General features: G+C 64.1%; 15 protein-coding genes. 6 read left to right on the top strand and 9 right to left on the bottom strand.

Annotation, left to right across the window (positions count from 1 at the left end; all coding sequences use genetic code 11):
* Positions 1-11: 11 nt before the first annotated feature.
* Positions 12-893, bottom strand: coding sequence for a PhzF family phenazine biosynthesis protein (locus LZC95_38270; protein WXA92289.1), 882 nt, complete (start codon positions 891-893; stop codon positions 12-14).
* Positions 894-1,015: 122 nt separating this feature from the next.
* On the opposite strand from LZC95_38270, the gene LZC95_38265 reads away from it, so the two are divergent.
* Positions 1,016-1,804, top strand: a complete 789-nt coding sequence (locus LZC95_38265; protein WXA92288.1) for a hypothetical protein — start codon at positions 1,016-1,018, stop codon at positions 1,802-1,804.
* Here the strand turns inward: LZC95_38265 and LZC95_38260 are convergent.
* On the bottom strand, positions 1,730-2,314 hold the full coding sequence (locus LZC95_38260) for a DUF1349 domain-containing protein (GenBank protein WXA92287.1): 585 nt from the start codon (positions 2,312-2,314) through the stop codon (positions 1,730-1,732). The genes LZC95_38265 and LZC95_38260 overlap by 75 nt on opposite strands.
* A gap of 68 nt (positions 2,315-2,382) precedes the next feature.
* Between LZC95_38260 and LZC95_38255 the strand changes: the two genes are divergently transcribed.
* A complete protein-coding gene (locus LZC95_38255; protein ID WXA92286.1) occupies positions 2,383-3,243 on the top strand; it encodes a hypothetical protein in 861 nt (286 codons plus the stop codon).
* A gap of 3 nt (positions 3,244-3,246) precedes the next feature.
* Here the strand turns inward: LZC95_38255 and LZC95_38250 are convergent, their stop codons facing one another.
* Positions 3,247-4,359, bottom strand: coding sequence for a major royal jelly family protein (locus tag LZC95_38250; protein WXA92285.1), 1,113 nt, complete (start codon positions 4,357-4,359; stop codon positions 3,247-3,249).
* Positions 4,360-4,562: 203 nt separating this feature from the next.
* Here LZC95_38250 and LZC95_38245 point away from each other — a divergent pair, with 203 nt between their 5' ends.
* Entirely contained in the window at positions 4,563-5,270 is a 708-nt protein-coding gene (locus tag LZC95_38245) for a porin family protein (protein WXA92284.1), read from the top strand.
* Here the strand turns inward: LZC95_38245 and LZC95_38240 are convergent.
* Both LZC95_38240 and LZC95_38235 read right to left on the bottom strand, forming a co-directional pair.
* Entirely contained in the window at positions 5,267-5,863 is a 597-nt protein-coding gene (locus tag LZC95_38240; protein WXA92283.1) for an NTP transferase domain-containing protein, read from the bottom strand. The two genes, LZC95_38245 and LZC95_38240, sit on opposite strands and share 4 nt — an antisense overlap.
* Complete coding sequence (locus tag LZC95_38235; protein ID WXA92282.1) at positions 5,860-6,318, bottom strand: nitrate reductase associated protein; 459 nt, start codon at positions 6,316-6,318, stop codon at positions 5,860-5,862. Before LZC95_38235 ends, LZC95_38240 begins: the two co-directional genes overlap by 4 nt.
* 115 nt (positions 6,319-6,433) lie before the next feature.
* On the opposite strand from LZC95_38235, the gene LZC95_38230 reads away from it, so the two are divergent.
* Both LZC95_38230 and LZC95_38225 read left to right on the top strand, forming a co-directional pair.
* Complete coding sequence (locus LZC95_38230) at positions 6,434-7,120, top strand: DUF4412 domain-containing protein (protein WXA92281.1); 687 nt, start codon at positions 6,434-6,436, stop codon at positions 7,118-7,120.
* Between the two features lie 5 nt (positions 7,121-7,125).
* Complete coding sequence (locus tag LZC95_38225) at positions 7,126-8,214, top strand: esterase-like activity of phytase family protein (protein WXA92280.1); 1,089 nt, start codon at positions 7,126-7,128, stop codon at positions 8,212-8,214.
* Here the strand turns inward: LZC95_38225 and LZC95_38220 are convergent.
* Positions 8,208-8,687 (bottom strand): C40 family peptidase, encoded by a 480-nt coding sequence (locus tag LZC95_38220; GenBank protein ID WXA92279.1) that lies wholly within the window; start codon positions 8,685-8,687, stop codon positions 8,208-8,210. The two genes, LZC95_38225 and LZC95_38220, sit on opposite strands and share 7 nt — an antisense overlap.
* Before the next feature lie 108 nt (positions 8,688-8,795).
* On the opposite strand from LZC95_38220, the gene LZC95_38215 reads away from it, so the two are divergent.
* Entirely contained in the window at positions 8,796-10,022 is a 1,227-nt protein-coding gene (locus LZC95_38215) for an MFS transporter (protein WXA92278.1), read from the top strand.
* Positions 10,023-10,026: 4 nt separating this feature from the next.
* Here the strand turns inward: LZC95_38215 and LZC95_38210 are convergent, their stop codons facing one another.
* The 3 genes from LZC95_38210 to LZC95_38200 all read right to left on the bottom strand — a co-directional run bounded on the left by LZC95_38210 (position 10,027) and on the right by LZC95_38200 (position 14,716).
* A complete protein-coding gene (locus LZC95_38210; protein ID WXB00252.1) occupies positions 10,027-11,811 on the bottom strand; it encodes a glycoside hydrolase family 3 protein in 1,785 nt (594 codons plus the stop codon).
* Between the two features lie 366 nt (positions 11,812-12,177).
* On the bottom strand, positions 12,178-13,488 hold the full coding sequence (locus LZC95_38205; protein WXA92277.1) for a hypothetical protein: 1,311 nt from the start codon (positions 13,486-13,488) through the stop codon (positions 12,178-12,180).
* A gap of 97 nt (positions 13,489-13,585) precedes the next feature.
* Complete coding sequence (locus LZC95_38200; GenBank protein ID WXA92276.1) at positions 13,586-14,716, bottom strand: glycosyltransferase; 1,131 nt, start codon at positions 14,714-14,716, stop codon at positions 13,586-13,588.
* Positions 14,717-14,755 lie beyond the last annotated feature (39 nt).

Here is a 14,755-nt window from a genome sequence, read left to right as displayed (position 1 = left end):
CACGTTATTCGCTATTCCTTGACCTCGCGCCGCACGTGTCCCGTGAGCCAGCAGCCGTTCGTGCCGTCGAAGGTCACCTCGATTTGCGAAGGCTGGCCCATGGCTCGACCCTGTCGCACGCAAATGGGCTGCTCGTTGGCGGTCACCAGGCCATTCTCCAGCAGCCCGAATGCAAGCGCACTGGCCGCGATGCCCGTTGCGGCATCCTCGGGGTAGCCGACGGCCTTGGGGAATTGGCGCGCCTCGAAGATGCGCTTTTGCAAATCCACCGCCGCATAGGGATAGAGGCCCGTCGAGCCGATGTCCTCGCAGAGCGCCTCCATGCGCGCGAAATCCGGACGGAGCGCGTGGACGGCATCCTCGCTCTTCAATGGCACCAGCGTCTTGACCCGGCTCGTGGCCGCGTTCCGAATCGGCCCGGCGAGGTCGCCCGGCGTGATGCCCAGCACCGAGGCTACCCGTGCCGTGTGTGCGTCCGGATCCGGCAATGTGACCACTCGGCCCTTGGGCTGCGAAATCGCGATGCGCCCTCCCAGCTCACCCTCGATGAGTTGCCCCGTCACGGGGCCGCTTTTCGTCGATATCGCGACGCTGGCGCGCGATGCCGGCCAAAGGCCGAGCTCGCGCACGATCCAAAGGGCACCCAAGGTGGCGTGGCCACACATCTCCATTTCGTGATTGGGTACGAAAAAGCGGAAGGTGAAGTCGAACGCCGACCCAGCCGGGGGCGCGGAAACGAAGCCGCTCTCATGCCCGAACCGCGCGGCGATGCCCCGCATATCCTCGCTGGATAGCGCATCCGCATGGAGCGCGATGGTGGTCGGGTTGCCACTCGGGCCGGTGGTGCCAGGGACGGCGAAGACATGCAGGACATGGAGCGAGGTCGAGGTCATGTGCGCGTGTCCATAGGTTCATTCGGGCCTTGCGGCCACTCATAGGCCTCATCTGCCATCGGCTTCTCGGTCTACGCCGGTTCGAGTGCCCGCTGCGTCCAATGGTGGGTAACCTTGCATGGATGTCATCCTCTCTTCTTTTGGGGGCTTCGGGCGAGCGCTACCACGTCGCGCGCACCCGACTTTGCCGCTTTGGTGCGGTGTGCGCGGTCCTCGTCATCGTGCTGCAAGGCTTCCAGGAGATCGCCTACCGGTCCTTCATTCCGGTCGCGGATTCCCCCGCGGCCAAGCTCGCCGCGCGCGCCCTGCCCATGGACATGGCACGCGGGGCGGCGGTCTTCACGGCCATCGTGTGCATGTCGTTCGTCTTCGCCGCCACCGCGCTCGAGCGCTTGCCGCGCGCCCCCGGCGCTGCCTTGGTGGGATTTGCCAATATGCTCTTATTTTGCTGTTTCGAACTTGGTTATCGTTCGGTCGATATGCTTTTCGTCAGCCGGCATTGGGCGCAGGAGTACCAAGCGTCGCATTCCGAGTCCGTCCGGGCCATGCTGGCCGAACGCGCAGCCCAGTGGGATGCGATGGTGGAGGCGCTCTATCTGCCGTTGGTGCTCACGGCGGCCATCGGGGCCACCTGTTTTGCCCTTTCGCTGCGCGGTGAGCGAACCTTTGCGGCGCGCCTCGGCCTCATCGCGTGGTCTTTGAACGCCGTTCGCCTGGGCATTCGCGTTCTCAGCTTCGCCGGCATCGACCTACTGAAGGGCGTGAGTGACGCTATCTACTTTCCAGTGGTGGCCGTCATCTATTCGTTGCTCGCCACGTGGCTATGGCATGCGGCCTCAATGCAAGCTCCCATCGGCGGGGCCCAACACGAACCGGGTGAATCGCACCTCCAGGCCGGCGCGCTGCGGTGAGCAGCAGAACGGCCCCGCGCTGGCGACGGCGTCCGGCATGAACGGTATCACGCGCACCAATTGCCACGGCTCTTCTCCCTTGCGCGCGCGAATGGTCAGCGCATCCCCCGAGCGGCTCGCGCGCAACGTAATCGGTATTCCGATCCAATCGGGCGCGGGCGCCAGTGACCAATCCGAATAATCCCGCGTGGCCACGGCACCCAGCTGCGGAAGGCCATCGGCGAATTCCACGCCGGCCTTGACCCAGGTGCGCTCGTCGACGCGCACCATGACACCCGCCTGATCGAACTGCGCCTCGAAACGCGCCTCGTAGGTAATCTCGACGGCGGCGCCATTTGGGAGCGGTGCAAGCAGCGCGTGCCCGTTGTCGTGGATGAAGCCGTAGCTCGTTTTTCTCCAGAAATCGCCATTCAGGGCCGTGGTCACCACGAGGTGCTCTCCGTCGATCTCCACCCGAGGTGGCCTATTGAGCCAGTGCGCTTCATGCCATGCCACCTTGCGCGTATCCATGCTCCAAAGACTCCACCATTTTGGCCATCGTGGGAAGCCGCCGCCATCGCTTGGCGTACTCTCTCGAAATGCATACCTTCCTTCGTCGGTCTTCGTTGTTTGCGCTGCTCGCTGTGGGCGGATGTCTTCTTTGTGGCGCTGCGGCATGTTCGAGCAGCGACTCCAACCCCGAGAATCCGCCGCAGGGCGAGGGCGGTCCTCCGCCGGATGGCTCGTCGCCCGACGGCGGGCAAGCCAACGATTCGTCCGCTCCCCAAGGCAAAGCCGATCCGTGCATCCCCATCTCGACGAGCCGTCTCTTTGGCCATGTCGGGCGTATGGCCACGCTGCAGGCCCAGCATCAAAGGGTTCCTGGTACGCCGGCCAACGGTCGCGTCGACGTTACGCGCAACTCCGCCGGCGCCATCACGTCCATCCGCTACGACAGCCCGAACGCGGACGAAGATTACACCGAAGATCTGCAATACAACTCGGCCGGCCGGCTCACGTCCTTTCGCCACGACGGTTCCGGAACGACGGATTGGACCGAGGATTTTCAATACAACGGCAAAGGCCTCATATCGTCCTTTCGCTACGATGCATATGGCTCCGAGTCGGACGTGAGCGACGATTTTCAGTACGATTCGGCTGGCCGTATATCGTCTTTTCGTCATGACGCCTACGGTTCGGAGAACGACTATTCCGACGATTTTCAATACAACGGCAAGGGCCTCATATCGTCCTTTCGCAACGACGCCTACGGTTCGGAGAACGACTACTCCGAGGATTTCCAATACGACAGCCAGGGTCGTCTGACCGATTGGCGTCTCGACAGCTATGGCAGCAACGACGACGCGTCGGCTTCCGTGTCGTATTCGTCCAACGGGTCCACCATCCGTACGACGGGCGCCCGCGCCTCGGGCGCCGTCGTCAATACCTGCACCGAGTAAAAGCTATTTCAACGAGACCCGCCAAAGCCGATAAGGCTCCGTGCGTCGATCGACTCCTTGGTTGAAGCGCGGAGCGTGCTCGATTTGCGATGCCGTGATGTACAGGTAATTCCCATCGGGCGAAAACGCGAGTGAGTCCGGCCAATCGAGCTGTGGCCCGCGCGCGACGATGCGCGGCGCCGCTGCCGGGGCATTCGGGTCGAGGCGCACGACGGCGCTGTCTTCGAGGTCCGTCAAAAAGAGCTGCCCGCTCGCATCCATCTCCATGCCATCCGGCGGGTGCGTCTTTGCAACGAGCTCGACCCGCGCGCCGAGTGCGTCGGGCGTCAGCGACGCATCCCGCAGATCCGCCGTTTTGGCGCGGTACAGAGAGCGCCCGGTCAGCGCATGCCAATAGAGCCACGTTCCCGTTGGATCCAGGGCAATGCCGTCGGCATGCACCTGCGGCCGATCGCCATTGGCCACGACCAGCGTCTGCCCGGCCACGGAGACCGGCTCTTTTTCCGCCTTGGTCGACGGATGCTCCGCGAGCAACCTGCGCTGGGTGCCATTGGCCAAGTCCACCACCACGATGGCGCCGAGCCCGGAGTCGGTCAAATAGGCAAAGCGGCGCTCGCGATCGAAGCGCACGTCATTCAAATAGCTCTTTGTCGGCGCAATGTCCGCGCCGAAGCGGATGGTGCGCAGCACCGCATTGGTGGCCAGATCGACCTCCACCATTTTGGCCCCGCCCGGCACCACGCCTTGGAACATGGGCGAGGCCGGATCGAGAATCCACAGGTGGTCCGCGCTGTCGACGACCACGCTTTGTACGCAGACGAAGCGATCCGCCGCCGAGGCGGGATCCCACGTATTGCGCACTTCGTCCGGAAATGGCGTCACCTTGCCGGAAGTGACCTCCGCGACCGAATAGCGAACCTTGTCGCTCCACCGCGGAAAGTTGACGAAGACGCGCCCATTCTTGGCGGCCGCGACGCCCGTCGCCTGTTGATCGCCGAATTCGCCGACCATTTCGAGCTTCTTCTCCGAGTGCTCGGTGTTCGTGGTTTGGGAGGTCGTCGTCGGCGCGCAATGAACGACGCAGGCCACTGCGAGTACGGGAAGGACGGCTTTCATGGCGCCGATCTACCACGGTGATGTGCCCATGCGCGCACAGACCGTGAACGAACGATTCCACCTGGCACGAAGTTAAGAGCAAAACGCAGCATTTTCCCGCACTCCGAGCTCTGGCGTGGGGCTTGCGATAAGACGAAACTCGTTACGAAACCCGTTATCGCTTAGTGACGAACTTTGGTTGGCGTTCCGGAGATATCCAAATAATGAGCATTCGTTTTGGCCGTATCGGCATCTTGGGCTTTGGTGTTGCGTGCGTAATTCTATTCGCTCCTGGCAGCGCGTCTGCGCAGGAAGGTGGCTTCAAGCGCCCCGTGGTCAGCGTGGGGCTCGAACGGGTGGGCGGCGTGAGCTATTCGAAGCTCACCGCCGACAACAGCGATGACTCGGCATCGCTCACCGCGTTTGGACTGGGCAGCGTCAATGTCAATCCGTACACCGCGCCGCGCCTCGGTATCGATTACATCAGCCCCGTGGGCGTCACCGTCGGCGGTGGGCTGGGGTTTGGGCATTTTTCTCTGTCGACCAAGAATGGCTCGCGCGACCGGGATGAAGGTTCGCTGACCGTGTACACGTTCACGCCGCGCGTCGGATATCGAATTCCCATTGGATCGCGATTCGATTTGACCCCGCGCGCCGGGGTGACCTTGGCCGGCGGCAAGCTCTCCGACGGAAACAGTGATGCGAGCAATGGCGTCTTCGCCGTGGCCCTCTCGGGCGAGGCCGTGGGAACGATACGCCTTACGCCATCGTTCAACATCCTCACGGGGCTCGGCTTCGATCACACCGTGCACGCGTCCACCTCGTCGACCCGATCGTCCTCGTCGGGTGGCACCACCACGAACACCGACGACATCAAGGGCGCGCTCTTCACCGCGCAACTCTGGTTGGGGGTCGGCGGCTATTTCAACTAAGGCCGGGCCCACTCCGGCACGTCGTCGGGCGCATCCCAATCGTTCCAGGCGGCGCGCTCCTCCTCCGAAAGCGACCATTCCGTCACGTCGCAGGAGGCGAACAGCCGCTGGAACGAGCGCGCACCGTCGCGCAAGCACACCGCGAGTGCGGCGCCCGCACGATGCACGTCGTAGCGCGCCAAAAATGGCTCGAACGGCCCCTCCGCCGTGCGCCGTGCCGCCAGCACGGCCGCCTCGGACGGATGCGCGCGAAGGCGCTCCAGCACGTCGCGTGTGACGAACGGCATGTCGCACGCGACCGCGATGACATGTCCCTCGCGCGCATGGGCGAAAAGCGCGGCGAGGCCCCCGAGCGGCCCGATGTTCGCTGGAGCATCGGCCAATGCCACGACCCCAGGGGCCTCCTCCGCGTACACCGCCGCATCGCCGACGAACACGGGCGCCATGCCCATCTCGTTTCCGAGCCGAACGAGGTGCTTCACGATGGACGTTCCGCCCGCCGATGTGGCCAAAAGGCCCTTGGGATAGCCATTCATGCGCCGGGCGGCGCCTCCCACGAAAATGCCGAGGAGGGCGCCCGACGTCGCGGTCACGGCAAAAGCCCGAGCTCCTGCAGCACCCAGGAGAACTTGCGCGGGTCGCGTTTCGGCTCGGCCATCTTCATCAGGGCATAGCGCGATTCCTCGTCGAGGGCGGCCCATTGCGACGGCTGCAGCGCGAAGCCCATGGCATCGAGCCGCGCTTGCACGCCCGCCGGGGGCACCGCACCGTTCCACTGCATGCGGTCCGACGCTTCACTCGGCAGCGGAGAGAGAGGCACGTTCGCACGCGCCGCGAATGCCTCGAAGACCTCGCGGTAGACGTCGAGCTCCCCCGCCTCGTCCACGGGCAGATGGCAGAGCGAGAGCCGCTCCGCACGGGACAGCGTTTGCCACCCGGCCAGCGAAATCTTGAGCCCCACCAGATCCAGCTTGCGGCGCACCGTGAGGGGCACGCACTCGAGCGATTCGTGGGTGTTGCCCTCGAACGCGAAGCGTTTGTAGCTCATGGATCCGTGTATTTAGCATAGGCCCAGCGGCACCGGGCACGCCGGAACAAGGGGGCCCGGCCGTAGATGCGCAACTTGCTGCACGCGCGCGTCCTGAAATTGTAATCTGCCGGACATGGCCGAACCGCGCAGGTGTACCCCGAGCGTCCCGTCGTTCTTACTTGGTGCGCTCGTGTCCGTGGCCCTGGCATCGATAGGCTGCAAGAAGAACAGCGGCCCCTTCGAGGGCGAAATCGGCCTGCGCGTCCAACGGCAAACCGGCGCCCCCACCGACATGATCGTCTCGGCGGCAGGCGAGCGGGTCCGCCTCGACCTCACCTCGATCGATGGCAAAAAGTCGTACACCCTCGTGCGACCCGACGGCAAAGCCATCCTGGTCATGGATTCCGAGCATGCCTGGACCGAAATGGATCTCCTCAAGGCCGGCGCGGCCGTGGCCGAGGCCGATCCCGGTGGCAACCCCACCGTGACCAAGACCGGCAAGAAACAAACCGTGGCCGACTACGACTGCGAGATTTGGGAGATCAAGCACGCGAACGGCTCGCGCACCGAGTCGTGCATTGCCGAAGGCCTCGCTGCGTTCGACTTCGGTGCGCTCCTCCCGGGCGGTGCGCCCTTGAAAACGAGCGGGCCAGCAGGCAACGAAGTCCACGAGAAAAAGATGTTCCCGCTTCGTTCGGTCGAGTTCGATCCATCCGGTAAAGAGACCTCGCGCATGATCGTGACCCGGATCGACAAGATGAAGATCGATCCGGCGCGGTTCGAGGTTCCGGCGAATTACTCACAGATCAAACGCCCTTGAGAAGAGTGCGCGCGGTAGGTCTTCTCTTGGCGGTTTCCGCCTGCGGAAACTCGTGCCAGAAGCAAGATACCGTGCAGGCCGTGGCGTGTGGCGTCTCCGCGGCGCCGGACGCAAACGGGAACATGCCCACCGAGCTCTACGCGATCGTGGACCTTCCGCGCATCGCGCGCACCCGCGAGCTCTCGGGCACCGCGCTCGACGAGTCGACGCACACGCTCTACGCGCTCGAAGACAAGCGGCCCTGGATCGTCTCGCTCGTGGCCAGTCCCACGTGGCGCACGTGGACCTTGGGGCCGCGGCTCACGCTTTCCTATCCACTGGCGCTCACGCACGGAACGCACACCGGCTATTTCGAGGATGCCTGGGACGGCGAGGGCTTGGTGCGCACGTCCGATGGCAGCTTTTTCGTGATCGCCAACGAGCGGGCGCCGGCGGTGGCGAAGTTCGATGCGCACGGCGTCTTCATCGAAAAGGTGGAGATGCCGGAGCACTACTCCCGTCAGGCACCGAACAAGGGGCTCGAGAGCCTCTCTCTTTCGCCGGACGAGCGCTACCTCTTCACCGCGAATGAAGGCTCGCTTCTCTCCGACGGCCCGCCCGCCACCAAGACGCGCGGCACCTTGGTCCGCATTTTACGGCGCGAGCTTGCCTCGTCGAAGGACGAAGAATTCGCCTACCGCACCGAGCCGCTCGGCGGTGGAAAGGGCGGCGACATGGGCGTTTCCGAGTTGGCCGCGATCTCGGGGGACGACCTTCTCGTGCTCGAGCGTGGTTTCCAGCACGGATATGGCAATACCGTTCGCGTCTTCCGCGTGAACCTCGCCGGCGCGAAAAACGTGATCGACGTCCCTTCGCTCGACGACTCCGTGGTCACCTTGGAAAAGACGCTGGTCCTCGATGTCGGAAATCTCCAGTGCTCGGGCGCCACGCATCGCGGCCCCGAGCGCAACCCCGTGCTGGAGAACTTCGAGGCGATGACCATCGGCCCCGTGCTTCCGGACGGCCGCCGCCTCTTGTTCCTCACGTCCGACGACAACGGCCGATCGGACCAAGTCCCGCGCATCGTCATCGTCGCGGTGAAGTTGCATCAATAAGGCCGAAAGGCGCGGTGCGGTGGGTCGGTGAAGCCGTAGCGGCGCACCACGCCCTCGCGTGAATTGAAAGCATCGATGACCCAGCCTTCGCCCTCGTAGATGGCCACGTGCCCAGGCCACCAGAGGATGTCGCCCGCCTGCGCTTCCTCCATGGGAATCTCGGGCAGGCGTTCGGCCATGTCGTGCGACGTTCGCGGGATGCGCAGGCCCGCGCGGCTATAGGCCATTTGCGCCAGCCCCGAGCAATCGAAGCATCGAGGGCCTTCGCCTCCCCAGCAATACGGCTTTCCGATTTGCGACTCGGCGAAGGAAAGCACCTGGCCAACCTGCATCGAGCGCGCCTCGGGGCCGCGCGATGGCGCGGTATCGATGTTGCGCGCGTCACGCGGCAGCCGGCGATGCACCGAGCGGGCGCAACCGCCGGTGAAGACCCCCACGAGGACGAGAACGAGGACCAGGTGCAGCATCCGCATGCGCGTTATCGTGGCGTGCCCGATGTAGGGTGGCCGAATTTTCTACAAAGCGAACACTTCGCGAGATTGTCGCGGCGTCCGCTTCCACGTGGTGTAAAGACTCGCCCCGTGTCGGGACCCCGCGCTCGCATCGAAGACCGGAACATCTGGATCATCAACGGCGCGATTCTGCTTCTGGGGATCGCGTACGGCGCATCGCTGGCGGTGCTGGCCATTCACCTGAATGCGCACGGCATCCCCAAGCTGGCCATGGGCGGGCTTTCGGCGGCGTTTGCCGTGGGCATCGCGGGCATGTCGATTCCCTCGGGATGGCTCATCGCGCGCTTCGGTTCGAAGAAGACGCTGACCGTGGCGCTGCTTGGATACGCCGCGTGCGTGCTGGCGTTTCCCTTCCTCACGACGGTGACGAGTCTCACGTTGGTGCGCCTGTTCGACGGCGGGTTCTCCGTCGCCGTGTGGGTGGCCACCGAGACGGCGCTCCTCGCACGCTCCGGGACAGCGAACAAGGCGTACGTGATGAGCCTCTACACGATTGCCGTGGCGGTGGGCTACGTCGTGGGACCTCTCGTGGCGCGCGTGGTCGTCGCGGGATTGGGCACGGGCGCGGCATTCATCGTGGCCGCGGTGCTGGCGTGCGTGGCGGCCGTGGTCGTCGCGCTGCTGCTCGACGGTGACGATCGAAAAGGGGCGAGCGCGCACGAGCACCAGGCAGTGGGCTCGGGCCAGCCCGCGCGCGCCGTGTTCTGGCGCATCAAGACCGCGTGCCTGGCGACGTTTTCCTACGGGTATTTCCAGTCTTCCGTGGTGCTTTTTCTGCCGCTGTACTTGGTCGAGAGCAAGGGCATCGAAGAGAAGCAGACGATCTTCATCACGGCGTTCTTCGCCTTTGGCGCATTGCTCGCGGTGGCCTCGATGGGGCGGCTCGGAGACCGCTACGGGCATTTGCTGATGATGCGCGCATTGGCGGCCGTGGGGGGAACCTTGGTGGCGAGCTTTCTCTTGCTCACGTCATTCCCATTGATGTGCCTCACCGTGTTCGTGGCGGGTGCGACGCTCGCATCGATTTCACCGCTGGCGTTGGCGCTGCAGGGGGTGGTGACGCCCGCCGCGGATCTCGGGCGCGCCAATGCGTTCTACAACGCGGCGTATGCCATGGGGATGCTGATTGGGCCGCCGCTTTCGAGTGTGCTTTTTACGAGGATTGGCGGCGGCGCCATGTTGATCCATCTCGCGGCCATGTGGGCGTTCTTCGTGGCGGTGACGCTCGTCTTTGCCGCAGACGATCCGCGAGCACGCCCCCTTGGTGCGGCCGAGGGCGTGCCCGACAACGGCTAGGGTCTCAGTACTTCAACCCGAACCCATACGGAAACAGCGGATCGTAGTTCGCATCGCCCCTGTGGCTCGGCAGTTGGGCGACCGACTTCGGCCACGTGATGGGCAGCTTGCCCTTGAAGTTGCGGCGGCCGAACAGCACGTCGGCGACGCCCTGGCCTTCGGTGCCGGGGAGCCAGGCGGCGACCAGCGCGTTCATCTTGTTCACGCGATCGGTCACGATGAGCGGGCGGCCCGAGACCACGACCACGACGCACTTGGTGGCGCCGCAGACGTTGTCGACGGCGGTTTGATCTTCGGCCTTGAGCGGAAGATCCCTGCGGTCGCCCACGCCTTCCGCGTACGGCGACTCGCCCACCACCACGATGCCCACGTCGTAGCCGCTCGACTGCTCCGCCGTCGGCGTCTTCACGTATTCGACGGTGCTGTTCTTGTCGACCGTCTGACGGATGCCCTCGAGGATCGTCGTCCCCACGGTGTTCTTTCCGCTCTTGCCCTGCCAGGTGATCGTCCACCCGCCCGTCTGATTGCCCAGATCGTCGGCATTGGTGCCCGCCACCAGAACGCGGGTGTGGTGCGATTCGAGCGGCAGCACGTCGCCCTCGTTCTTCAGAAGCACCAGCGACTCTTGAACCGCCTTGCGCGCGATCGCACGATGCTCCTTGCCCCCGAAGTCGTCCGCATAGCGATCGCTCGAATACGGATGCTCGAACAGCCCGAAGCGGAGCTTCTCACGCAGAATGCGCGACACCGCGTCGTCGATGCGGCTCTGCGGAACGTTGCCCGCGAGCACCTCCGCCTTCAGCGTCGAGATGAACTTCTTGTAGTCGAAGGGCACCATGATCATATCGAGGCCCGCGTTGATGCCCGTACGAACTTGGTACGCGTAGTCGCCCGGGATCTGCTCGATGGCGTGCCAGTCGGAGATGATGAAGCCCTTGAAGCCGAGCTCCTTCTTCAACACGTCCGTGAGCAGGTATTTCTGCCCGTGCATCTTGGTGCCGTTCCAGCTCGAGTACGACACCATCACCGTGGAGACGCCCCGCTTGATCGCGGCCTTGAACGGCGGCAGGTGCCGCTCGCGCAGCTCGGCCTCGCTCACTTGCGTGTCGCCTTGATCGAGGAGGTAGTTCGGGTTCGTGCTCGTGCCGAGCTTCGTCCCGCCATCGCCCACGAAGTGCTTCGCCGTCGCGAGAATGGTGCCCGGCCGCCCTGGATTCCCTTGGTAGCCATCGATGATCGATGCGAGCGAGGAGGGGATCTCCGGCTCCTCGCCGAAGCTCTCGTACGTGCGACCCCAGCGCTCGTCCTGCGCCGAGCATAGGCACGGGCTGAACGTCCAATGCGCACCGGTGGCCGCGACCTCTTCCGCCGTCGCGCGTCCGATCAAGCGCGCGAGGTTCGGATTGCGCGTGGCCCCCAGCCCAATGTTGTGCGGAAATACGGTTGCACCATACACATTGTTGTGGCCGTGCACGGCGTCGACGCCATAAACGAGGGGAATGCCCAAGCGCGATGACAATGCGAGCTTTTGAAACTCGTCGACCATCTTGCGCCAAGCCTCGGGCGTATTTCCCGCGGGCGTGCTGCCACCGCCGGAAAGAATGCTCCCTAAACCGTAATCGCGAATGTCCGTGACCGGATTTTGATCATTGAATGCCAATCGCTCGGCTTGGGTCATTTGCCCAATCTTTTCCTCGAGCGTCATTTGGGCGAGCAGATCGCGCACGCGCCTATCGAGCTTTCCTTCGAGCGAGAGATCGATGTCTATGTCGATAGACACCGGTGTCATTGTCTCGGCCGTGTCCTCGCCGTCGGAATCACGAAGACCCGATTCCGAGCTACACGAAACGAGAGAAGTGAGGGTGGCCGCGAGCAGGACCAGGCCGCGCGGCAATCGAGCGAGATGTCTCATAAGCAACCTCCCGTGGGTTGTACGTCGCGTTGACGAATGCGAGAACGACTCAACCCATAGACGAAATAGCAAGTCGCTTGCGTGAAATTGCGCGACACATCATGCCTTTTTCCGACGGGAAATGTCTACCGAATGGCAAGTTACAACGCATTGCGCCATTGTACATTTGCATGCCATTGCAAATGGGACACTCGGACCAATTGCCATTTCCAACGTACGGAACACTCGGTCCGTAAAGTGGTATTAGCCGCCCGCAGGGCGAAATGGCGAATTGAGAAGCTGAAGAACGGGAATGGTCCCATCGGTGGTCAAATACCCCGAGAGGCCTATGAACAGAATTTGCCGGAAAAACGGCACCAGATCGGCCCCCGTCGTCTGAATCGTCGACAGGCGAATGTCATAACCGGCGCTCAATCCAAGCCCTTTCGTGAGCGGATATCGCCCTTCGATGGATGCACCGGCCGCATTGATGCTGGTGGATGCCGAGCCCGACGCTTGGAGGCTGGCATGCGTGGCCACGGCTTGCACTGTCATCATCAAATTACGGAATTTGCCATGCGGGTACGGCGTCCCCACGAGGGAGGCCTGCGCGCTGAAGGTCGGGCCCGAGCCAAGACGTGGGGTCACGCTGCCGTACGAGAAGCTGGCCGCACTGATGAAGGCCCAGCGCTCGTTGGTGAAATGGATCTCCTCGGAGACGACGGGCAGGATGACCGGCTTGTTGCTGTCGCTGAAATTCGGCGCCGAAGAAACGCTCAAACCGACGCGCGATAAACTGAGCCAATCGGGCGTGAACAAGTGCGTGAGCCCGACGTCGGGGATGACTTGATGAATGCGCTGCGGCCCGGCGGCGCGGGGCGGTGAGGAGCGAAAGTCGAGCGAGTACGGCGCATAGGTGTAGCGGTACGTCACCGAGATGTCGCCCGTGTTCCGCGGCGAGATGTCGTGGAGCACGCTCGTCGTGCTGAAGGGCTGCACCCCGTCGATGCCTTTGCGATCGAGCTCCTGCCCGCCCGCCAAGATGAACGGGGGCGCGGAGACCGTGCTGGTGACGAGAATGCCGCCGCTCTGTCGCAGACGCCAACGCTGGCCGAGCTCCTGCACCAGCGTGGCACTGCCCTGCGTGAGCGTGAAGGTCGTCTGCGTGGTGCTGGGGTCGACGGTGAAGAACAAGGTGCCATCGCCCACGCGAGCCGAGGTGAGGGCCGTGATGGTGTTGGACGCCGAAAGCGTGAGCGTCGTGAACCGGGTCAGCGTGATGGAGCTGGCGTAAACGGCCTGGAAGGTACCGTCGGGATCCGTCGTCCGAGAGCCGTCGAGCGATTGGTAATACTGCCCGCGCACGCGCAGCCGCAGGCCGTGCACATCGGTGTCGGGCTCGGTGATGCGGAAGGTGAAGGTGCCATCGAGACCGGTGAACGTCGCCGGATGACGATCGATGTCGCCGCTGTTGTCGGTCGTCTGAATGACGTTGTCGTTGACGCCTTGTACGATCGCCGCGGTCGCCGCGACGTCGGTCACGTTACCCGCGGCGTAGATGGGGAGGGCGAACATGGGCGCGCGGAGCCGAGGAGGAACGGGGAGGGAGGAGCAACGGCGAGTACAGACGAGACAGAGGAGGCAGACGAGAAAAGCGGGAGTGAAGCTTCGACTATGCGATCGATGCTAGAGTCTGCTCCTTGGTGGCGCGCGATCGCGCGGCCCGATAAAGGGTTTCGTAGCGGTCCGTCATTTTATCCAGCGAGAACTGCTCGAGCGCCTGCTTTCGTGCCGCCTCGCCCATGCGCCTGCGCCGTTCTGCATCGTCGCGAAGCGCGAGCATGGCGCGGGTCAGCCCATCCACGTCGCCATACGGTGCGAGCAGCCCCACGTGCTCGGAAATGATGCTCGGCAGCCCGCCCACCGCGGTCGCGACGACCGGCAGTGCGGTAGCCATCGCCTCGGGGATGACGAGGGGCAGCCCTTCCGTTCGCGACGTGAGGCTGAAGACGTCGAACGCCGTGAGCAGATCGGCGACGTCGCGCCGGGTCCCCGTGAGCGTGCAAAATGCATGCTTCTCGTTGGGAAGCGCCGCGATGGCTTGCTCGATGTCCCCGCGCGAGGGCCCATCGCCCACGAGCAGCAGGCGCGCACGCGGCCCGAGCACGTCGCGCATGGCGCGCACCATCAGCGGGTAATCTTTCTCCGGTGCAAGGCGGCCGACCGAACCGACGACGTAGGCATCGTCGGGAATGCCGAGCTCGCGCCGTACGCGCGCACGCGTCTCCATACTCGGCCCGAAATCGTCCAACGGGATGCCGTTGGGCACGACGTGCAGCAGCGCGGGGGGAACGCGCTCCTTGATGCGCGCCGCCTCCGCCGTGCCTTCCGAGACGGCGACGAACGCCGTCGTGAGCCGCGCCACCACGCGCGCGGCATGCAGGGAGCGCTTACCGTAAATGTTGGCCCCGTGCTTCGTGTGCACGATGGCCTTCACCCCGAGCAAACGCGCCGCGGGCACCGCGTAAAACATGGGCGACGGGTTGTGCGTGTGCACCGCGTCGGGCGAAAAATCGGCGATGGCCTTGGCCATTCGCGCGATGACGAAGGCGTCGAACCCGTCATGCCGCGGCACATCGAACACCTCGATGTCCTTGCCGAACTCCGCCCGCAGCACGCCGCCCAACGTCAGCGACGCGACACCCACCTCGTGTCCCCGCGCGGAAAGCGCACGGGCAAGGTGCAAGATGAGCCGTTCCTGCCCACCCATCTCCAACGATTGCACGATGTGAAGGATGCGCATTGCTTTGAGGGGTTAGGGGTTGGGGGTTAGGGGTTAGGG

It is taken from the genome of Sorangiineae bacterium MSr12523, from assembly GCA_037157775.1.
GTDB lineage: Bacteria > Myxococcota_A > Polyangia > Polyangiales > Polyangiaceae > Pendulispora > Pendulispora brunnea.
Note: the sequence above shows the minus strand (reverse complement) of the source record. Positions and strands in the feature narration are given on the sequence as shown.